The sequence below is a fragment of the Pedobacter superstes genome, from assembly GCF_037622515.1.
GTDB lineage: Bacteria > Bacteroidota > Bacteroidia > Sphingobacteriales > Sphingobacteriaceae > Paradesertivirga > Paradesertivirga superstes.
The window spans coordinates 278,624-300,670 of sequence record NZ_JBBJCN010000005.1 but is presented as its reverse complement, the minus strand read 5'-3'; the positions used below and the strand labels follow the sequence as shown (position 1 = coordinate 300,670).

Sequence of the window (22,047 nt, the reverse complement as noted above, 5' to 3'; positions counted from 1 at the left end):
GGCTTTTTCCGTAATATTGCATCTTAAACTATTAATTCTATAGGAAATGCAAAGTTTCAGGACTGAATTAGAAAATCCGATTGTAGAAAAAGACATAATCGATCTTGAAAAGAAGATTCGAATGTTTCGTGAAGGGGCTATTCATGAAGAAAAATTCAGAAGCTTAAGATTAGCACGTGGTATCTACGGTCAGCGTCAGCAAGGAGTTCAGATGGTACGTATTAAACTTCCGTACGGACGAGTAACCACAAAACAATTAGGTCGCATTTCTGATGTATCAGATGAATACGCCACCGGCAACCTTCATATTACAACCCGTCAGGATATTCAGATCCACTTTGTGAGTCTTGAACGAACTCCTGAGCTTTGGTCAGAACTGGAACAGGATTCGATTACTCTTCGGGAGGCTTGCGGAAATACAGTTAGAAATGTTACGGCATCTCCGATGGCTGGAGTTGACCCCAACGAACCCTTTGACGTTACGCCTTATGCGCATTCGTTTTTCGAATATTTATTAAGAAACCCTATCTGCCAGGATATGGGACGTAAATTTAAAATTGCGTTTTCATCTTCTGAAAAGGATTCGGCATACGCTTTTATCCATGACTTAGGTTTTATCCCTAAAGTAAAAATCGAAAATGGTGAAGAAGTTCGTGGCTTTAAAGTTGTGTTCGGTGGCGGATTAGGTTCTCAGCCACATGTAGCCGAATTAGCTTCCGAATTTATTCACGAAGATTATATAATACCTTTTGCTGAATCAATTATCAGGGTTTTTGATCGATATGGAGAACGGGCCAAAAGAATGAAGGCTCGTATGAAGTATCTGATTCAGGATATAGGAAGAGAGGCACTGTTAGACCTTGCGAAGAAAGAGCAGCTTGCATTAAAAGTTAACGTTTTCAAAGTTGACCGAAACATACACAGCACTCCGGTATTGCCAACAGGTTCGGTTCCGGTTATTGAAGTTACCAATCCTTTTAAATACGAACAATGGTTAAAAACTAATATTTATCCTCAAAAACAAGAAGGTTATGTTTCGGTTGGATTGAGAATACAAAACGGTGATATAAAAACACCAGTAGCGCGGAAACTGATTGAATTAATTCGCGAAACGGCATCTGATGATCTTCGATTAACGCAAAACCAGGGAATTCTTCTTCGTTTTGTTAAAGAAGAAAGCCTTCCGTATCTCTTTGAAAAGTTAAATGAACTAGGTTTAGCGACGCCGGGTTTTGAAAGCGTTGCCGACATTACCTCATGCCCGGGAACTGATACCTGTAATCTAGGAATTTCAAACAGTACCGGTATTACCCGTGAACTTGAAAGAGTTATTCATGAAGAATACCCTGACCTGATTTACAATAAAGACATCACGATAAAAATCAGCGGATGTATCAACGCTTGCGGCCAGCACTCTATGGCAGCTATCGGCTTCCACGGCTCAAGTATGAAGATCGGTCCTTTAGTTGCTCCTGCCCTGCAGGTTTTACTGGGAGGAGGAACCAATGGCGATGGAAATGGTGTAGCTTCTGAGAAAATCGTAAAAGTACCGAGTAAACGCGGCCCGCAGGTACTAAGAGATGTACTAGGCGATTATCAGCAAAACGCTTTAGAAGGTGAACTTTTCAACGACTATTATAACAGAAAAGGTAAAATTTACTTTTACGATCTGTTAAATCCATTATCAAAGCATGACGGAATAACTCCTGATGATTTTATCGACTGGGAACAAAGTGAAGCATACAAACCAGCAATTGGTGTGGGTGAATGCGCCAGTGTGATGATTGATTTAATTGCGGTGCTTCTGGTTGAAGCTGAAGAGAAAATCCAAAAAGCGGATGAATCGTTTGCTGCCGGAGAATATTCTGATGCGATCTATTATGCTTATACAGGCTTTGTTAATTCTGCAAAGGCATTATTAGTTTCTGAGGATAAAAAAACAAACACACAGGCAGGAATCATCAAAGATTTCGATGAGTATTTTGTTGCCTCCGGAAAAATTAAACTGGATATGGGTTTTCAAGATTTGGTTTATCAGTTAAATACACAGGAGCCCGGCAAAGAATTTGCGGAATATTATATTACTCAATCAAAACTGTTTAATCAGCAATTGGTTGAATACCGCAATGCGCAATTAATAACTGAGTAAGTACAAATACAAATGCAGGGAATTGTTTCTGATGATCGATTAGTACCCAGTACTACTCTTAAAGAGCAGAACACGCTTTTCCCTGTTTTTTTTAAATTGGAAAAGCTCAGCACCCTGTTAGTGGGTGGTGGATATGTAGCCGCTGAAAAGCTTAATGCTATTTATAACAATAGTCCGAAAGCAAGAATACACTTAGTGGCTTCAGAAATCAGCGCAGATGTAAGAGCGCTTATTGAAAAGCACAATATCCCTTTTCATGAGCGCCCTTTTTCAAATTCTGACCTTGAAGGAATTGATTTATCAATCATTGCTATTAATGATAAGGATATTAGCAGTGAAATACATGCAGCATGCGTAGCCAGCCGTGTGCTTACAAATGTGGCCGACAAACCTGAGCTGTGCGATTTTTATCTGAGCTCTGTGGTGCAGAAAGGGAATTTAAAAATTGCCATTTCTACAAACGGAAAATCGCCGACCATTGCAAAGCGGGTAAAAGAAGTCCTTAATGACGCTTTTCCTGATGAAATGAATGAAGTTCTGGACAATATGGAAAATATCAGAAGAAAGTTGGGTGGAGATTTTTCAGATAAAGTCCGTCAACTTAACGATATTACTTCGGTGCTAGCTGTAAATAAAGAAACCGGGAACGCAGGAAAAAAGCACATCAGCTTTTTATTATATTTTTTAGCAAGCATTTGTTTAATGATCCTTGGCTATTTGTTGATTCCTATCATACTAAATACCTAAGCCGAAATTCTTTATTTGAAATACTAAAATTTATAAACAACCAGTGCTAACCAAAAAAACAAAATACGCAGTTAAAGCCTTAATGACGCTGGCCAGAAACAAAGAAAATAAGCCAATGCTTATTTCTGAAATAGCATCTCAAGAACAGCTCCCTAAAAAGTTTCTCGAAGCAATCTTATTGGAGCTTAAACGTAATGGCTTTTTAGGAAGTAAAAAAGGCGCTGGCGGAGGGTATTATCTGGTTAAAAAAGCTGATGAAATAAAGTTGGCTGCCATAATCCGGGTAATAGACGGTCCCATTGCATTGCTTCCCTGCGTTAGCCTTAATTTTTATGAACGCTGTGAAGAATGTATTGATGAAGCATATTGCGGCATTCGGCAAGTCATGAAAGATGTCAGAGACGCAACATTAAAAATCCTGACCGAAACCACTCTGGCTGATATGATTGAAAAGGAAGATTCAATGAAAGAAAAAATTGCCAAAGGTGAAGTAGACGTGTTGCATAATTATTGATCTTTTCTGGATACCTCCCCAAACAGTCCATCTGATTACATTAAAGAGAATCCCTACAATTTGGCTATTCATGTTTTTACCGTATCCCGGGTATGTAACAAATCTATAATCTCTGGTAACAGATTAAAAAAAATTATATATTGCAGTATAACATATGCATTTGAATCCGCTTAAGATAGCCGTTGTTGATGATGATCAGATTTATCATTTCATTATTAACCGTACTGTTTCAAAAATTCACCAGGATAGCAAAATTTTAAATTTTTCTAATTGTGCGGACTTTTTCAACTTTTTGAAGAGAAACATAACAAATAATGACCAGCTTCCCGATTTGGTGCTATTAGATTTAAATACCCCTTTTATGAATGGCTGGGACTTTTTGGAATCGTATAAAGGAATTAAACCTTCATTAGAAAAGCCTATGGAGATTTATTTGGTTTCTTCATCTGTAGATCCTAATGATGCAGAGCTGGCAAATAACAACTCCCATCTGTCAGGTTTTTTCAGCAAACCTTTGACACCTGAGCAATTGCTTGAGATGATCCAAAAACTTTGTTTAAAGCAAAAACTTTAATTTATTCTCTGTTATACATTTTTACCCATTCTCTTAATTTTTTTGAATATTCGGGTTTCATCTGTTTTGACTTCAATCTCCAGGCCCAGTTTTTCCCGGTTGAGGCAGGTGTATTCATTCTGGCATCTTCGTCGAGTCCTATTACATCCTGCATTGGCAAAATCACTATTTTACCAACCGAGGAATAAGCCAGCTTGCCTAAAACACTATGAATATTCCTCTTTCTTAAAGTCTTTCCGGTGTACTTTTCAAGGTTCTTTCTGATTATTTCATCAGCGTCTTGCCTGAGCCAGCCCTGAGTGGTATTATTATCGTGAGTACCTGTATAGACCACCGTGTTTACTTCATAATTATGCAGACTATGAACAGTATGCGACTGATCGGTGCCAAATGAGAATTGTAAAACACGCATTCCTGGCAAGTTAAATTCATCTCTCAAGTCATAAACAGCCTGATCCACATCACCCAGGTCTTCTGCAACAAAAGGTAGCTCAGCAAATTCTTTCTGCAATACTTGGAAAAAATCTGCTCCGGGCCCGTTTTTCCATTCTCCGTTTATGGCTGTTTCTTCACCGGCAGGAACTTCCCAATAAGTTGAAAAAGCTCTGAAATGATCGAGTCTCAGAAGATCATAAAGCTGCATGTTCTTTTTCAGGCGCTTAATCCACCAATCGTAATTCTGATCCTTAAGCACGTCCCACCTAAATACCGGCATTCCCCAAAGCTGCCCGTTATCATTAAAATAATCAGGGGGAACTCCCGCCACACCAATCATCTGACCATCATCGTTTAAAGAAAAAATTTCCTTATTTGCCCAAACGTCAGAGGAGTCAATACTTACATAAAATGGCAGATCGCCCAGAAGATAAATACCTAGCGTTTTACAGTAGGTCTTTAAGCCGGTCCATTGCCTGTCAAAAATAAACTGGAGCCATTTTATTTTGTTTAAATCATTTTCATTGGCTTCAGCGAATTGAATCAAAGCCTCTGTTTCCCTTAATTTATATCCATCAGGCCAGTTATACCAGGGCAGACCCCCATGATGCTGTTTGAGCAAGAGATAAAGTGCAAAATCATTTAACCATTCCGATTGTGATTCACAAAACTGCTTAAACTCCGGATTAAGCCTCGTATTTATAGTACAGAAATTATGATACGCCTCATCGAAGATCTTTGCTTTGATTTTCTCCGCAGCTGCAAAATCAACTGCCGCTTTCTCTTTGAGATAATACTGCTTTAAAAACGTTTTTGTCAAAAGACCTTCATCCGCTAATCGCTCAGGGCTAATTAACAGAGGATTTCCGGCCATTGTTGAAATTGCACTATAAGGCGAATATCCTTGTCCTTCTCCTGTAGGACTAAGAGGTAGTATCTGCCAGTACTTTTGACGGCTATTACTTAAGTAATCGGCAAAGACTTGGGCACCCGGACCAAGATCGCCGATTCCGAAGGGGGATGGCAAAGAAGTAATATGCAATAAAATGCCCGCCCCTCTGCTTCCTACCCTATGCTGCATCCTGAGAACAGCCAGGGGAACTTTATTGAAAATATTTTTAATGGATAATTCCTTTTCAGTTTTCCCTTTACTGTTTACTAAAAGATGTTCAAACTCTTCGGGTGCACTATCGGGTAATTGGATTCGGGTATTTTTCCAATTCAAATCCTGGATATTCCGTCCCTGATTTTTGCTTAATCTTGCCAAATGCAAGGGTACAGCCACGATTGTCCACTCGTGCTGATATCTCCTGGCAAAAGCAAAAACATGCTCTTTATATTTCCCCTTAACTTCTAAAGGAAGATACTGCCCCTTCACAAATATGTCGGGATGTGAGTTTCGAATAGTTAGTAAAACATGTGTCAGCCAAAGCTTAATTTGTCCGTCAGATCTCTTTTCCCACAATTTTTGAATGAAAGCACTATTTGCTTCCTGTGAATCCAGGTTCTCCAGGAAAGTTAAACGTTTTTCATAATCTACCGGGCGACGGTTATCCGGATCTACCAGGCTTAAATCCCATAATTCGCAGCCCTGATAGGTATCGGGAATACCAGGGCAGGTAAACTTTAAAATTAACTGCGATAAAGAATTTATAATTCCAAAATCAGCTATTCTGCGATTAAACTTTTGTAAAATCCTGTAAAACGGTTTGTCTTTATCCAAAAGCACTGAAACAAAACGGATGAGTGATGCTTCGTATTCCTCATCGGGACTGGCCCAATCAGAATGCTGCTTTCCTTCTCTCAAGGCTTTTCGCAGATATTCATAAATCCTGCGTTCGAAATCAACATCTTCCTGACCGGCCATTGGCAAGGCCCCTACCAGCGTTTGATATATGAAATATTCAATATTAGGATCTAAATTAATTTCCTCGGATAGGTTTCTATTAATAGACCGCCATTCATTAACGGCCTCTATCCATTCTTCACTAATTTCTGTCAGCACATTTAAACGTGCCCGAATATCCTCTCCCCTCTTAGTATCATGCGTAGATGTAGTATTGATAGACAAGGGCCATTTTTCCTGCCGTTTCAACATCAGATGATGAAATTCATCTGATGTATAACCGAAAGTTTCGGGTGTATCTCCTACATCATTATGTCCGATAAATCTGTTATAGGTATACAATAAAGTATCCTCAACACCTTTTGCCATCAAAGGTCCTGTGAACTGCATGCAGCGCATATAAAACTTTAGGGCTCTTGAATTATATTCTTCATCTCTTTTCTGAGGTTTTATCAAGAATATTTCCTCCAATAGACCAACAGCAGTATTTAACTCCGATTTCTTAAATCTTATCTGATTAAGAATACTCTGAACTGCGTCTGCTTCAGATGCTTCAAGAGGAAAACTATTTCCATAATACCTGTAAACCGGGCAATGGATCAAAAATTCGGCAATTGCATTTTTTATATTATCTGCACTGTCATTTCCAGGGGTACTAATCAGAGTTAAATCAAGCAAAAGATGAAAAAGGTTGTCCAGTTCGCCGCCCATATGCTGATAAAGAATATAGGCTTTCTTATCGTGAATCTGTTGCTGAACAGAGCCCAGATCCCAGCTTAGTTTTTTATAAAACCTGGTCAATCCTTTCTCGGCGCCCTTATTTGTAAAAAGATTATTTACCTGAGCAAGGAAATCGTATCCAGTGGTGCCTTCAACGGGCCAATTTTGAGGGAGCTTTTCTTTTGCGTGTAGAATTTTTTCAACAGTGATATAAACGTTATTACCTACCAGTTTACGCAACTGCTCTAAATAGCGGCCCGGATCGTATAAACCATCAATATGATCGATTCGTAAACCGTCAAACACTCCTTCATCAACGAGCAATTTTATATATGCATGATAATGCCCGAAGACGTTTTCATCGTGCATGTTCAAACAAATAAGTCCGTTTACGATAAAAAACCTGCGAAAATTTATTTGCCTGTCAGTCTCTTCCCAATACTCGAGACGATAATGCTGTTCATCCAGGAAATGCTTAAGACGCTCTTTGCTGGAATTTACAGACATTAAACAATTATCCACATACGCTCTTACATCGGCATTTTTCATTAAAGATTGAAGCTGTAATAGAAACTCATTCCATTGCGATGAGTAAATCTCCGGATCTTCGACCTGGTGAATCAGATCAAGTTGTAAGCTAAGTTGTTTAATATCCTGAAGCTCTATGCGTTGACCGTTCAGGAGCATTAAATAAGATCTGAGGTTCAATGGATACCGGACATCATAATAATTTATAACGAACCTTCCGGAACTGTATTCAATCTTTAGCTCATGCTCTAATACGTTTTCAACATACGCCCCAAGAAAAGGAACCATAAGCTTTCCATCATCACCAGGACTCTTCCAGTCTATATCAAAGTATGAGGCAAAAACAGATTGGCGGCCTTTTTCCAGGACATCCATAATCCATGGATTATCCGGATTAAAAGCCATATGATTTGGAACAATATCCTGCAACCAGCTTATCCCGCTTTCCTTTAATCGCTTACTTATCGCTCTCAGTTGCTGTTCGGTTCCCAGCTCTGGGTTAATTTTATGAGGGTTCATGCCGTCATAACCGTGTGTGCTTCCCGGAGTGGATTCGAAAACAGGTGACGCATAAATGGTTTTGATACCCAGCTTTTGAATATAAGGAATTACTTTTTCGAAATCAGCGAACGTGAACTCTTTATGGAACTGTAAACGGTAGGTAGATATAGGGTTCATAGGTGATGAAAAATAAAAATTCAAAATTCAAAAAAAGTAAAATATGGCTCGTGTCATGCTAACCTTGCCGAAGCGTCACACTGAGCTTGTCGAAGCGTCGTACTGAGCTTGTCGAAGCGTCGTACTGAGTGTCGAAGTATAAAGCGGTTCGTCTCGACAAGTTACCCATAGCATATACACTTTACCCTACCCTTCGGGAGCTTCCCTAAACAGGGGAGCAGTACAAAGCGAAAAGATGAAGGACACCCTTAAGAATGACCCAGCATCTGCCATGCTTCATCATCTTCCAATTGTCTATGCATGTAGTACACTAAGAAAGATTCCGGAGGCAGATTTAGTTTTCTATAAGATGAAATTTCATCAGGACTCGCCTTTGGACCTTTCCACTCAGGAGAGGCAGAATCAATAAGTTTAAACCAGGATGAAAATTGAGCCTGAATTTCAACAGGCTGCTCTGTCGCAGAAAAGTTCAGCAAACACATAATTTTTTGAGAGTCAAACCAGCGATAAAGAATCAGGGTTTTATTCTTTTCATCGTGTTTAACACTGAGTTGATTTCGGTTCAGATGCTTTAATGCAGGCTGCTGTTTTCGCAGAGCAATTAGCTGCCTGTAATAATTAAACATGGTTCGATGCGGTTCTTTGCCCAGCAGGTCCCATTGAAGCTTAGAATTATCAAAAGTCTCCTCTGCCATAGGATCAGGTGCCTGGCCTTTATTATGAAAAGCGGCAAACTCTTCAGTCCTGCCTTTACGTACCGCCTCTGCCAGCTTTAAGTCTGTATGACTAACAAAATATTGAAAAGGATGCGGCTCGCTCCATTCTTCGGCCATGAACAGAAGAGGTATAAACGGACTAAAAATCACCGCGCCGGCTAAAAGCTTTTGCATTTCAAAACTCATCAAGCTGCTGGTTCTTTCACCCAGCATCCTGTTTCCTACCTGGTCGTGATTTTGGGAGAAGACGATGAACTGATGCCCAGGATTGTTTTCAGCTTTTATACCGAAGGTTTTACAGCGCTGGGGAGAATATTGTCCATCATAAACATAAGCATCCCGGTAAGCTTTAGCCAAATGATCAATCCCGTTAAAATCAGCAAAGTATCCGGTGGGCGCTCCTCCGGCCACGATCCTGAGTGCATGATGAAATTCATCGATCCATTGAGCATCCATGCCATATCCCTGCTCTTCGAGCGGATTAATGAAACGGTTATCGTTTAAATCATTTTCAATAATGAGGTAATGCCGGCGGCCGGTTTCCTGATTCAGTTCATTTACCCGAAGTTTAATTTCCCTTAAAATATGCACCGGACTAAAATCCTTAATAGCATGAACAGCATCCAAGCGCAAAGCATCAAAATGAAAATCGCGAAACCACATCAATACGTTCTCTATGAAATAATTTCGAACAGCATCGCAGCCCCAATCATCAAAATTTATTGCGCTCCCCCAGGGGGTATGGTATTTATCAGTAAAATAAGGGCCAAAATTGCCTAAATAATTTCCTTCAGGTCCCAGGTGATTGTATACCACATCCAGAACTACGGCCAACCCTTTGGAATGGCAAGCATCTACTAATTTTTGAAGTTCTTTGGCGCCGCCATACGAATTTTGCACTGCAAAAGGGTAAACTCCATCGTATCCCCAATTTCGCGTTCCCGGAAATTGAGCCACCGGCATAATTTCAAGAGCGGTGATACCAAGTTCTTTTAGATAGTCGAGCTTACTCGAAAGAGCTTCAAATGTTCCTTCATCAGTAAATGTTCCGGTATGGACTTCATAGATAATATACTCTTCCAGTGGAATATTCTGCCATTCATTATCCTGCCATCTGTAGTTAGATAAGTCTATAGCTCTTGAAAAACCATGCACTCCATCAGGCTGCGACAGCGATGCCGGATCAGGAAGTTCCTTTTCATTATCTAACCTGATTTTATAAAGTTCGCCTTCTTTTATGGTATCGGTCCTGCCCGACCAGTACCCGAATTCATCCTTCTCTAAAGCGATCGATGGTTTCTCAGGCAGCAAAATCTCCACATGTTTTGCGTAAGGCGCCCAAACGGAAATATCAGCCTGTTTTTGATCATTAAAATTTATCCCTACAGACCGCTTACAGATCTTTGCTCTGATCATTTTTAAGAATTTTATGTTGCAGGAGCACAACAGAACGACCATCCACTTTAATAACATCTTCAGCTACAAACGATAGTTCTTCGCAGAAGCTGCTGCTTGTGTCTATTATCTTTATCCAGTCTCTGGCATATATCTGCGAAGGAAGTTTAAAGTCAAGAGGTTCGTGGTGAGCATTAAAAATCACATAAAAACTATCGTCTATTATTGACTCCCCTTTAGACCCAACAGCAAAAAGTCCTCTACCGTTAAGATATATAGCAAGAGATTTCGCAAAATCGTGATTCCAGTTCTCCTCCGACATTTCTTCACCGTGAGGCTGAAACCAAACGATATCCTCAACTCCGACACCCTTTATGGGACGCCCTTTAAACCATCTTCTTCTGCAAAACGTCGGATGATTTTTATTTATATGGATTAGCTTTTTTGTAAATTCCTGAAGCTCGTTATCCGCTTCAGCCCAGTTTACCCATGAGATTTCATTATCCTGGCAGTAAGCATTATTGTTCCCATTCTGCGTACGGCCAAATTCGTCGCCGGCAACCAGCATTGGCACACCCTGAGAAAGAAATAAAGTCGCCAAAAAATTTCTTTTTTGTTTACTGCGCAGAGCCAGTACTTCCGGATTTTCAGTCTGCCCTTCTTCTCCGCAGTTCCATGACCGGTTATGATTGTCACCATCATTGTTTCCTTCTCCGTTGGCTTCATTATGCTTTTCGTTATAAGAAACTAAATCATTTAAGGTAAATCCGTCATGAGATGTTACAAAATTTATACTCGCAGTAGGCCGGCGGTAATCATCCTGGTATAGATCAGGGCTTCCGGTAAAGCGCTCGGCAAATTCGCCCAGCATACTATCTGCCCCGCGCCAATAATCGCGAATGCAATCACGGTACTTGCCATTCCACTCTGCCCATCCCGGAGGAAATTTTCCTACCTGGTATCCTCCTTCTCCGACATCCCATGGCTCTGCAATTAATTTAACCTGCGAGATCAGCGGGTCCTGATGTATAATATCGAAAAAAGCGCTCAATTTATCCACTTCATGAAGCTCGCGGGCAAGGGTCGCCGCCAGGTCGAAACGAAATCCATCAATATGCATATCTATGATCCAGTACCGAAGACTGTCCATCATAAGCCTTAATACATTGGGCAAATTGGCATTCAGGGTATTCCCGGTACCAGTATAATCTTTATAATAACGCCTGTTGTCGTCCATTAAACGATAATAGGAACTGTTATCTACTCCTTTAAAAGAAAGGGTGGGCCCCTTTTCATTGCCTTCGGCAGTATGATTGTACACCACATCAAGAATAACTTCAATCCCTGCCTGATGAAACTCCTTTACCATATTTTTAAACTCATTTACCTGCTCTCCCAGAAAGCCTTTGGATGAATAGCGGGCATCGGGGGCAAAAAAACCGATAGTGTTGTATCCCCAGTAATTATGTAAGCCTTTCTCTTCCAGAAACCTGTCGCTCACAAACTGGTGAACAGGCATAAGTTCAATTGATGTAATTCCAAGATCTTTTAAATACTTAATAGTAACCGGGTGTGCAAGCCCCGCATAAGTACCCCGCAACTCTTCGGGTATATCGGGATGCATTTGAGTAAAGCCCTTAACATGTGTTTCGTATATAATAGTTTTATGATAAGGAATTTTGGGAGCTGTGACACCCATCCAGTCAAACACAGGGTTAATTACCACACATTTGGGAATAAAGGGGGCGCTGTCTGTTTCGCTAAAACTCAAATCTCCGTCAGGATGTCCCATTTCGTACCCGAATAATGCGTCGTGCCATGTAATAATACCAGCTATTGCTTTGGCGTAGGGGTCTATAAGCAGCTTATTCGGATTAAAACGGTGCCCGTTCTCCGGGTCAAATGGCCCATGTACACGGTATCCATAAAAATGTCCCGGCTTTGCATCCGGCAGGTAAGCATGCCAGATATGATGGGAGCGTTCTATCAGTTTTACTTTGGCATATTCTATTTCATCCTCGGCCGAATGAAATAGACAAAGCTCTACCTTGGTTGCATTATCAGCAAACAGAGCAAAGTTAACCCCTTTGCCGTCCCACGTAGCTCCTAAAGGATAGGGCTCACCGGGATAAACAACTATATTATTGTCTGTCATTTCAATTATCGAATAGCAGTAAAGTGTTTAAATTTGTTAATAAAGTTTTTATTTCCCCGGAAAGGAAGGTAATGGCATCCAGTGCGTAAAGTCATTTACTTCCACTTTATCATTACCCAGAATGAATTTTCCGGATATCTCACTGTAATAACCAAAGTAGATTTGTCCGCCATCAAAAAGAAGTACATCTTTTCCCTGTTCAGGCAATTTGGTTTTTATTAAAATCCATTCCATTGCTAGATAACTCTAATGCAAATAATATGTTTAAAGAAATTGAAATTGAGCGTATGCTTCAGACATAGCATGATTCAAAAACAAAAAAGTCCGCCGGAAAATTCCGGCGGACTTTAAATGAATTATTAAAAACTAACGATAAATATGTTCTCCTCTATTGTTTTTCCATTCATTCTCAAGATATTCAGCGTCTTCGTCAGTACGGGGCTTCACACCCATAACAATACCGCCTTCTTTAATACCTGATTCGTAATGCTTTGCACGGTCTTCCGGAATTCCAGAGCCTATCAATGCTCCGACAATACCGCCGGTTAATCCGCCCGCGCCTGCGCCTGCCAATCCTGCCGCAAGTGGCCCTGCTACTACTAATCCTAACCCTGGAATTGCTACAGCAGTTCCGATAGCCGCAATAGCACCTATTATTGCTCCTGCAGTTCCGCCGATGGCGGAACCAGTACCTGCTCCTTCGAGTGCCTTGTTCCCTAAATCGGTGTCCTCATCACTTTTTGCAAAGTGTCTCTTTCTGGTTTCATCAGACATCATCAGGTTTACATCATCCTGGCTATAACCTCTAGACGTTAACGAATTGTATGCCTGCTCGGCACTCTCTCTGTCTTTAAACATCCCGGTCAGCATTCGCTGATCAGTATTTGATACGTTTTCCATAATTAGATTTTTTAAATAGGTAAATAATCAAGCTTTTTGAACTTGCTAAATCAACAACTCATTTTTTCCTTGGTAGTTTTCCATTTCTTCTTTTTTTTATTGGTTCCAGCGAAATCAAACCATAAAAACAGCATAGTTTGCCCTCTATTGAAATGTTTTAATCATTAATGGTAATTTTGTAATTAAAGAATTATAAAAAATCAAAACACCATGGACGGTTACAAAAAAGTATCCTATTCGGAGACAATACTTACAGAGCTTATGATCCCTTCTTATTCAAACTTTGGAGGCAAAATTCATGGAGGAGTAATCTTATCATTAATGGATAAAATAGCTTATGTATGTGCAGCTAAACATGCTGATACATACTGCGTTACTGCATCTGTGGACACGGTCGATTTTCTTGCTCCGGTAGAAGTTGGTGAACTGGTCTCTTTACTGGCTTCGGTAAATTATGTTGGTAATTCATCCCTGGTAATTGGAATTAAAGTTATCTCAGAAAACGTAAAAAGCCACGCAGTAAAGCATACCAATACAAGCTATATTACTATGGTAGCTATAGATGATTCGAATAAACCGATGCAGGTACCGGGTCTTATTCTGCAAAATGCGATTGAGACCCGAAGGTTTTACGAGGCTCTACATAGAAAGGAATTGAAGAAAGCTTTTAAAAAGGAAGAATCCACCTTTAAAAAAACCTTCGAAATACAAGAATATATTAAAATCCTGAAAGATGAGCGATGCGTTATAGCGATTCCTGAAAAGGCTTCTGTTACTCTATAAATCGGTTTGAAAAAAAGAAGGCCTCCAAACGGGGAGAATGGAGACCTTTAACTAACCAATTATAAACCTGATGTAAATATAAAACCATTTTGCTAATTGCGCAAGTTTTTTTTGGAAAAAATATCATTTTTTTAATATTACAGCCAAAACCTTGCGACAAACCCACCAAAAAAGACCTTTTATAATTTTTTAAAAGTCTCTTAATCATTCAATAAACTCCTTCGATGGTTTTATTCAGAACCAGGAGATAAGGTATTTGTTCAATAGAAAATAGTTGAACATTCAATGAATTATATAGACCTTCTTCTGCTAATTATAATTGCTTTATCAATTCGAAGCGGCATTCAGAAGGGCTTTATCCTTGGTATGGTCGAACTCATCTGCTGGTTAGGTAGTTTGCTGCTTACGTTTTTTGTATATCCTTACATTGTTTCATTTTTAGATACACAAAGAATAGCCTCAGGATTTTGGGCTTTAGGGCTTACATTTTTACTCACCCTGTTTGCGATCCGCTTTGCTCTGTCATATCTCTCCGAATGGTTTTTGGTTTCTATAACTCCCGATCTGCATACAAATAAATTAAATAGAGTATCCGGTATGATACCAGGATTACTGAGCGGTGTTATTTACGCCGCCTTATCGGCCGCATTAATATTGCTGTTACCTGTTTCCGAAAAACTGACGCAGGAAGCCCGGGAAAGTAAAATAGCTTCAGGATTATCGTCATCGGTAGAAAAAGCGGAAGCTGCATTTTCGCCTGTATTAAATAACGTGAGCCGATCCATCACTAAAATCACCATACCACCGGGTTCCGAAAAATTTATACAGTTGGGTTTCAGGGTTAAAAACCCCAAACCAAGAACCGATCTCGAAACTAAAATGCTTATCATGGTAAACCAGGAACGTTTAAAAGCAGGACTGCCTCCGCTAAATGCAGACCCGGAAATTGCGAAAGTTGCCCGCAGGCATTCCAACGACATGTTTGCAAGAGGATATTTTTCGCATATAAGTCCCGAAGGCGCAACTCCACTTGACAGAATACGGGAAGCAAATATCAGATTTTTAACCGCGGGCGAAAATCTCGCCCTGGCACAAACGCTCAAAATGGCCCATTCCGGATTAATGAACTCTCCCGGCCATAAGGCTAATATTTTGCATAAATCTTTCGGACGACTAGGAATTGGCATACTTGATGGTGGTATTCACGGACTTATGGTAACACAAAACTTCAGAAATTAATGACAGTAAACAGAAACACACCCGCAGAAGTAAAACTTAGCGGGAAATTAAAATGGGTTGAACGAATCGCGTATTTATTAGATGAACGCTTTCGAATCCCCGGAACAACCTTCAGATTCGGTTTAGACCCTATTCTGAACCTGATACCAATTGCCGGGGATTTGTCAGGCTTTGTTTTATCATCAGCTTTAATATTAACCATGGCAAGAAACGGGGCCAGCGGTAAAATAATTGCATTAATGTCTATAAATGCAATACTTGATGCAACAATTGGCGCTATCCCCATTTTAGGACAGATATTCGATTTTTTTTACAAAGCGAATTCAAAAAATATCCGGCTCTTAAAAGAGCATTATGAAGAAGGAAAGCATCGGGGTAGCGGCAAAAGTGTTTGGGTCACTACCATTGTAGTTTTAGCCGTTCTTTTTATTTTATTCTTGTTCCTGATCTGGAAGCTTTTAGCCTGGATGATCGGCTGGTTTTGAAAAACAAAATATTATTTCTACTATATATTGAAATTGGAAATAAAACAGACTTAATCTGTTTTTATTCAGCAACACAAACAAGACCTACACGATTTTTGTTATTTCACGGAAATAATACCGGTATGTTATGGGACAAATATTTACAAAAGAGTGGCCTGGCAAAGTTCCAATTTTAAAATCATTAATGAAAATCAGGTTAAGAAAACTGCAGTTATTAAACGCCACAACGTATAACCCCATGTAAATTGGGCAGACGCCTGGAGTCAGAAGGAATCATCAAGTAAAGAATTTGTTCAGTCAATTGGTGACATATTTCTTTGGTTTACAGGATCTGATTAATTTTCCCTCTCATTTCATTGGAGTATTTCAGGCCCAATTTGTGAGGCAATCTTATTTATTTTATGTTATCAGAATTAGTAAAAACGAAACCCAAACATTCTCACCCAGTCCTTGAGAGGGTAATCCAAAAGCCCCTTCCATGGCATAAAGACGATTCGTATATTTCAGAAGATGTCCGGAGCTTCATTTTTGAATGTTGTTCAAAATATTTAATTAAAAAAATATTCCGAAATGCTGGATAAAGAACTGTTGAAAAATAGCACTGAAGAAACAAAGGTGAGTGCTAAAAGTGATCATTTTATTGTGGCAATAGGAGCCTCAGCAGGTGGTTTGGAAGCTATTCATGAGTTTTTCGACAATATGCCTGAAAATTCCAGCCTTTCGTTTATCGTCATTCAGCACCTTTCACCCGACTATAAAAGCTTATTAGTTGAACTGGTATCCAAGCATACTCACATGAAGGTATATGAGGCTGTTAACGACATGAAGGTTCACAAAGAGTGCATTTATATCATTCCGAATAAAAAATTAATGACTATTAAAGACGGAAAACTCCGTCTGACAGAAAAGATCGAGAAAAAAGCACCGAATACAGCGATAGATTATTTTTTAAATACCCTTGCCGGGGATCAAAAGGAAAAAGCGATTGCAATAATTTTATCGGGCACAGGAACAGACGGAACAAGGGGAATTGAGGCGATTAAACAATCCGGAGGAATGGTCATCGTTCAGGACCCGGTTACCGCGAAATTCGATGGCATGCCTAACAGTGCCATAACATCGGGGAATGCCGATTTTATTCTTCCCCCGGAAATGATGCCCGAGGAAATTTACAACCATATACATGAAAATCCTGTTCACGTTCTTAATAAAGGTAAAATTGATGACGGTCTTCTAACAGAAATATTTTCGCTGATATATAAGACTAACGGATACGATTTCCACTATTATAAGTCCCCTACCATTATCCGCAGGATTGGCAAACGTATGGGCCAAAAGGGATTCAGTAAATTAAATGAGTATGCAGACCATCTGCATAAAAACCCGGATGAAGTAAATCGCTTAAGCAAAGATTTTTTAATCGGTGTAACAAAGTTTTTTAGAGATCAGCCGGCTTTTGAAAGTTTATACAAAGATGTTCTGCCCCGCATTGTAAGAGAAAAAGGAGACAATTCGATTTTTAAGATATGGATCTGCGCCTGCAGCACCGGTGAAGAGGCTTATTCAATTGCTATACTTATTGATAAATACCTGCAAAAAACAACAAGGTCTTTAGATGTAAAAATCTTTGCTACGGATATTGATGAAAGTAATATTGAATTTGCCGCAAGAAATATTTACCCGGATACGATAGAAAAAGATATAGACGAGAAAACTCTTGACCAGTATTTTATAAAAGATGGTAAAAATTACTCGATCATCCCACGAATAAGAAAACAGATTGTATTTGCGCGTCACAATGTAATAAAGGATCCGCCTTTTATAAAGAACGATCTGGTAAGTTGCAGGAATATGCTGATATACATGAATTCTGTTTTACAGCAAAAAGTACTTTCCACCCTGCATTTCTCATTAAATATGGAAGGCTATTTGTTCTTGGGTCCCAGCGAAACAATCGCTTCTATAAAAGAATCAGTTTATGAAGTAAACAGTAAGTGGAAAATTTTCAGAAAAATCGGAAATAATAAGACTCAGCCGCACGAAATCTATCGGCCTTTTGACGGGAATAAATCTTTTCCACGGCAGGCTATTGGCTTTCCAAAAATCGAGAAAAGTAAAATAAGCACACTTACCCAGGAATTTAGTGATTCAATGATGGAGGATTTCGGGTATGTGGGCTTTTATATTGATACTAATTTTGAGATAAAGGAAACAGCCGGCGATTACAACAAATTTTTGTCATTACCAGAAAAGAAGCTGAATCTCAATATTCTAAAAATGGTTCCGCAGGAGCTTTCAGTAGCGCTGAACACAGCGGTAAGAAGGAGCTGGAAAGAAGAAAGAAAGATTTTTTTGAAAAGTGTACGGGTTAAATCGAACGACACCGACCTTTTCGTCAGTATATCGGTTACTCCCCCCAAACCTCTGGAAGGTAAACCAAACACTCTTATCATATTAGGCGAGCATTTCCAGAGTCAGATACATCATAAAGAAGACTCTAATATACTTTCTTCCGCAGAACAAAATCAATACGTTGCTGAGCTTGAATTAGAATTGACCGAAGCTCGCTCCAACCTTCAAATGGCTATAGAAGGCCTGGAAACCACTAACGAAGAACTTCAATCGAGCAATGAAGAGTTATTGTCGGCAAACGAAGAACTTCAGTCGAGCAACGAGGAACTTCAATCACTCAACGAAGAACTGCATACTTTAAACACCGAACATCAGCTCAAAATTAAAGAGCTTATAGAGCTTAATGATGACTTAAATAACTTTTTCAGAAGTACGGATATCGGCCAGATATTTCTTGATTCTGATTTGCGAATCAGGAAATTTAACTCGGCTGCTGTCAATATGATCAATCTTATAGAGACCGATACAGGCAGGCCGATCAATCATATTTCTACCAATATCCGGTATGAAAATCTGTTAAAAGATATACATCAGGTTCTAAAAACCGGAGAAACTGTTGAGAGGGAAGTTATTCTTCAGAATGATAACCGTTGCTTAATGCGGATCCTTCCATATATCAAACAGGATAAAACGCTTGATGGGGCGATAATTACCTTTGTAGATATCTCCGCAATTGAAAATCTCAACAATATAATCAATGGTGTATTTAATTCGAGTTTAAACGCCATCGTAGCTTTTAAAGCTATCAGAAACAGGAAAAATAAGATCGCCGATTTTGAACTGCAAACAGCGAATTATTCTTCTGAGCTCTTATTTAACATAGACGGGCAGACCACCGGAAAAAAACTTAGCAGTGTCCCACTGATTTCGAAGAACGGGTTTATTGAGAAATATATAGACGTAGTAACTACAGGGGAAACTCTTCATACCGAAATTAACATTATCGAAAACAATGTAGAAAAATGGTTTGAAGTGGTTGCCGTCAAAATGATGGATGGATTTGTAGCCACCTTCTCTGATATTACGGACAAAAGATTAGCTGAATTACGACTTAAAAGTAATTATAACGAACTTATTCAGGTCAGAGAGAATCTAAAAAAGACAAATTCCAGATTAGAAGAGAAAGTTAAAGAGAGAACAAAAGAGCTTTTTGAGAGTGAAGAGCGTTTCCGGCTGGTGGCCAGGGCAACAAATGATGCCATATGGGATTGGAGCCTGGTTGATAACTCAATATGGTGGAGCGAATCATTTTACAAAATATTTCAATACGAAGTTGATCCGGAGGTCCAAAAACGAACTTTTTGGGACAGTAAAATCCATCCGGACGACAGGGAAAGGGTTCAAGAAAGTATTATTGCTGCAATTAATAATCATGAAGAACAGTGGCATGAAGAATATCGATTTTTAAAGGCTGACGGCACATATTCAATTATCCTGGATCGGGGGCGTGTGCTGCAAGATGAGTTCGGAACACCCTATAGAATGCTTGGCTCTATGCTCGACATCTCATCATTGAAAGAGGCGGAGCAAAAAATCATTAACAGCGAGAGCAAGTTCAGAAAAGTATTCGAGTCGAATATGGTGGGGATGCTTTTTACTAAAGCCGACGGACTTATTATTAGTGCGAATGATGCTTTTTTAGATATGCTTGGTTACACACGGGAAGATCTGGACAACGGAAAAATCACGTGGCAAAATATAACACCCGCAGGCTTTCTTGAAAAAAATGCCTGGGCAAGAGAGCAGCTGAATACAAAAGGAGTTATTTCAGCTTTTGAAAATGAGTATGTACGTAAAGACGGAAAACGCATTAGTGTTTTGCTTGGAGCCGCATCGGTGAATGAACAGGACGCCGTTGCGGTAACCTATGTAATAGACATTTCGGATAAAAAGGCGGCCGAAGCCAAGGAACAACGGCTTCAAAAAATTATCACCAATCAGCAAGAAGAGTTTAAAAGCATTTTTATGAATGCTCCCGCCCTAATCTCCATAAGACGCGGATCAAACCTGAAAATTGAGTTCATCAACAAAGCGGTAACTGATTACTTTGGGCGAAATGACCTACAGGACAAAGCCATTGAAAAATTGGATGATTTTACTATTGAGAACAATGAAGCCGATGAACTGATTAAAGAGGTCTACAAAACAGGAAAGCCCTATTTTGGAAAAGCCTTTCACTTAAAGGTCGACAGGAGGCGTGAGGGGAAATCAGAAGATGTATGGTTTGATTTTGTATATCAGCCAGTTTTAGATATCGATGGTAACATTGATGGTGTAGCCACATTCGCATTTGATGTGAGCGATATGATAAGGGCTAACCAGGAAATAAAAAGAAATGAAGAACGGTTTCGTTTTCTGGCTAATGCTATTCCTCAAAAATTATGGACGGCATTACCCGATGGCAGCTTAAATTACTTTAATATAATTTTTCTCGATTACACTGGAAAAACAGTTGAAGAAATGACGAGCTCCGGATGGGAGTCTATTGTCCATGAAGAAGATAAAGCACGAAACAAGGAAGTTTGGCAAAGAGCTATAACAACAGGTGAAGTATTTGAAATTGAACGGAGATTACTGAGTGCGAATGGAACCTATCGCTGGCATCTTAGTCGTGCGGTGCCCCAGTTTGATGAAAATGGCATAATTTCCATGTGGGTAGGAACAAGTACAGATATTGATGAACAGAAAAATGTTTCGGAAGCCTTACGAGTTTCGGAAGATTATTTCAGGCAACTATCTGATCAGGCCCCTTTCATGATCTGGAAAGTGGATGCGAAAGGTTTATGTAATTATGTAAATCAGCAATGGATTCAATGTACCGGACTAAGTTTTAATGACAGTTTAAATCTAGGCTGGGGCCAGGCTTTTCACCCCGATGATGCCAAACGAGAATACAAAAAATTCATGGAGGCCTTTAACACCCGGACTGCTTATCATTCTAAGTTCAGAGTTAAATTTGTTGATGAAGAATACCATTGGGTACTTGCTCAAAGCAATGCTATTGAAAGCGATGTTTTTGAAGGATACATAGGTAGTTTGACAGATATTACTGAACAGGAAACAGCCCAGGACGCCCTGAAGTTGCTGATGCAAAAGAAAGATGAGTTTATGAGTATTGCCAGTCATGAACTTAAAACTCCTATAACCAGCATGAAAGGCTCACTTCAAATTGCAGCCCGCCTTACCAGGAGAAATGCTAACATTGACGAAATCCATGCATTTATAGAAAAAGCAAATAAACAGGTTAACCGTTTAACCGGACTTGTTGATGACTTACTGGATGTTACCAAAATCACAGCTGGACGCCTGGAGTTCCATCCCTCTGAATTTGCCATTGGTGAAGCTATTCAAGACTGCCTGGATCAGATTGAAAATAATATTATAGGCCACAAGATAATTGTTGAGGGAGATAAAAGCATTAAGGTTAAAGCAGATATGCATCGATTAGAACAGGTAATTACAAATTTCCTGTCTAACGCTATAAAATATTCCCCTGAAGCAGACGAGGTTGTGCTGAGTATCTCTAAGGAGCATAAAATGCTTAAGGTTTCGGTTACCGATTTTGGTATTGGTATACCCAGTGATAAAAAGAATTTTGTGTTCGACAGGTTTTTCAGAGTTCAGGAATCGTCTGCAAAATTCTCCGGCCTGGGTTTAGGATTATTCATCTCTGCTGAAATTATAAAGCGACATGGCGGAAAAGTCGGCGTAATTAGCGAGGAGAATAAGGGTTCAACTTTCTGGTTTTCTCTTCCACTATAAAAATTTAAC

13 protein-coding genes are annotated in these 22,047 nt (G+C 39.6%); 8 read left to right on the top strand and 5 right to left on the bottom strand.

All coding sequences use genetic code 11. The annotated features are described in order from the left end of the window. Window positions 1-46 precede the first annotated feature (46 nt). The 4 genes from WG906_RS15310 to WG906_RS15295 all read left to right on the top strand — a co-directional run bounded on the left by WG906_RS15310 (window position 47) and on the right by WG906_RS15295 (window position 3,984). Window positions 47-2,149 carry a nitrite reductase gene (locus tag WG906_RS15310; RefSeq protein WP_339993679.1) on the top strand — a complete coding sequence of 701 codons (2,103 nt, stop codon included), beginning with the start codon at window positions 47-49 and terminating at the stop codon, window positions 2,147-2,149. A 12-nt stretch (window positions 2,150-2,161) separates the two neighbouring features. Further along, window positions 2,162-2,896: a precorrin-2 dehydrogenase/sirohydrochlorin ferrochelatase family protein gene (locus tag WG906_RS15305; protein ID WP_339993677.1), complete on the top strand. Its 735-nt coding sequence runs from the start codon at window positions 2,162-2,164 to the stop codon at window positions 2,894-2,896. Window positions 2,897-2,939: 43 nt separating this feature from the next. Continuing rightward, on the top strand, window positions 2,940-3,410 hold the full coding sequence (locus WG906_RS15300; RefSeq protein WP_339993676.1) for an RrF2 family transcriptional regulator: 471 nt from the start codon (window positions 2,940-2,942) through the stop codon (window positions 3,408-3,410). A 154-nt stretch (window positions 3,411-3,564) separates the two neighbouring features. Next, a complete protein-coding gene (locus WG906_RS15295) occupies window positions 3,565-3,984 on the top strand; it encodes a response regulator (protein ID WP_339993675.1) in 420 nt (139 codons plus the stop codon). 1 nt (window position 3,985) lies between these two features. On the opposite strand, the gene treY is transcribed toward WG906_RS15295, so the two are convergent. From treY to WG906_RS15270, 5 genes are all read right to left on the bottom strand, one after another. Continuing rightward, complete coding sequence (gene treY, locus WG906_RS15290) at window positions 3,986-8,191, bottom strand: malto-oligosyltrehalose synthase (RefSeq protein ID WP_339993674.1); 4,206 nt, start codon at window positions 8,189-8,191, stop codon at window positions 3,986-3,988. 248 nt (window positions 8,192-8,439) lie between these two features. Beyond that, complete coding sequence (gene treZ, locus WG906_RS15285) at window positions 8,440-10,323, bottom strand: malto-oligosyltrehalose trehalohydrolase (protein WP_339993672.1); 1,884 nt, start codon at window positions 10,321-10,323, stop codon at window positions 8,440-8,442. Then, complete coding sequence (glgX, locus tag WG906_RS15280) at window positions 10,301-12,457, bottom strand: glycogen debranching protein GlgX (protein WP_339993671.1); 2,157 nt, start codon at window positions 12,455-12,457, stop codon at window positions 10,301-10,303. Before glgX ends, treZ begins: the two co-directional genes overlap by 23 nt. 48 nt (window positions 12,458-12,505) lie before the next feature. Beyond that, the gene (locus WG906_RS15275) at window positions 12,506-12,691 is read right to left on the bottom strand and encodes a DUF551 domain-containing protein (protein ID WP_339993670.1); all 186 of its coding nucleotides are present in this window, start codon (window positions 12,689-12,691) and stop codon (window positions 12,506-12,508) included. 132 nt (window positions 12,692-12,823) lie between these two features. Next, complete coding sequence (locus WG906_RS15270) at window positions 12,824-13,357, bottom strand: hypothetical protein (protein WP_339993669.1); 534 nt, start codon at window positions 13,355-13,357, stop codon at window positions 12,824-12,826. A 210-nt stretch (window positions 13,358-13,567) separates the two neighbouring features. On the opposite strand from WG906_RS15270, the gene WG906_RS15265 reads away from it, so the two are divergent. The 4 genes from WG906_RS15265 (at window position 13,568) to WG906_RS15250 (ending at window position 22,038) form a co-directional block, all read left to right on the top strand. Further along, window positions 13,568-14,140 (top strand): hotdog domain-containing protein, encoded by a 573-nt coding sequence (locus WG906_RS15265; RefSeq protein WP_339993668.1) that lies wholly within the window; start codon window positions 13,568-13,570, stop codon window positions 14,138-14,140. A gap of 285 nt (window positions 14,141-14,425) precedes the next feature. Continuing rightward, window positions 14,426-15,379: a CAP domain-containing protein gene (locus WG906_RS15260; protein WP_339993666.1), complete on the top strand. Its 954-nt coding sequence runs from the start codon at window positions 14,426-14,428 to the stop codon at window positions 15,377-15,379. Next, window positions 15,379-15,864, top strand: a complete 486-nt coding sequence (locus WG906_RS15255; protein WP_339993665.1) for a DUF4112 domain-containing protein — start codon at window positions 15,379-15,381, stop codon at window positions 15,862-15,864. Before WG906_RS15260 ends, WG906_RS15255 begins: the two co-directional genes overlap by 1 nt. A gap of 570 nt (window positions 15,865-16,434) precedes the next feature. Further along, window positions 16,435-22,038 (top strand): PAS domain S-box protein, encoded by a 5,604-nt coding sequence (locus WG906_RS15250; protein ID WP_339993664.1) that lies wholly within the window; start codon window positions 16,435-16,437, stop codon window positions 22,036-22,038. Window positions 22,039-22,047: the final 9 nt, after the last annotated feature.

Excerpts from the sequence above, each read along its gene's own strand:
- WG906_RS15265 (WP_339993668.1), top strand. The coding sequence starts at position 13,568 with ATGGACGGTTACAAAAAAGTATCCTATTCGGAGACAATACTTACAGAG.
- WG906_RS15250 (WP_339993664.1), top strand. The coding sequence starts at position 16,435 with ATGCTGGATAAAGAACTGTTGAAAAATAGCACTGAAGAAACAAAGGTG.
- WG906_RS15310 (WP_339993679.1), top strand. The coding sequence starts at position 47 with ATGCAAAGTTTCAGGACTGAATTAGAAAATCCGATTGTAGAAAAAGAC.
- WG906_RS15305 (WP_339993677.1), top strand. The coding sequence starts at position 2,162 with ATGCAGGGAATTGTTTCTGATGATCGATTAGTACCCAGTACTACTCTT.
- WG906_RS15270 (WP_339993669.1), bottom strand. The coding sequence starts at position 13,357 with ATGGAAAACGTATCAAATACTGATCAGCGAATGCTGACCGGGATGTTT.
- WG906_RS15255 (WP_339993665.1), top strand. The coding sequence starts at position 15,379 with ATGACAGTAAACAGAAACACACCCGCAGAAGTAAAACTTAGCGGGAAA.
- WG906_RS15275 (WP_339993670.1), bottom strand. The coding sequence starts at position 12,691 with ATGGAATGGATTTTAATAAAAACCAAATTGCCTGAACAGGGAAAAGAT.
- treY (WP_339993674.1), bottom strand. The coding sequence starts at position 8,191 with ATGAACCCTATATCTACCTACCGTTTACAGTTCCATAAAGAGTTCACG.
- treZ (WP_339993672.1), bottom strand. The coding sequence starts at position 10,323 with ATGATCAGAGCAAAGATCTGTAAGCGGTCTGTAGGGATAAATTTTAAT.
- WG906_RS15260 (WP_339993666.1), top strand. The coding sequence starts at position 14,426 with ATGAATTATATAGACCTTCTTCTGCTAATTATAATTGCTTTATCAATT.
- WG906_RS15295 (WP_339993675.1), top strand. The coding sequence starts at position 3,565 with ATGCATTTGAATCCGCTTAAGATAGCCGTTGTTGATGATGATCAGATT.
- glgX (WP_339993671.1), bottom strand. The coding sequence starts at position 12,457 with ATGACAGACAATAATATAGTTGTTTATCCCGGTGAGCCCTATCCTTTA.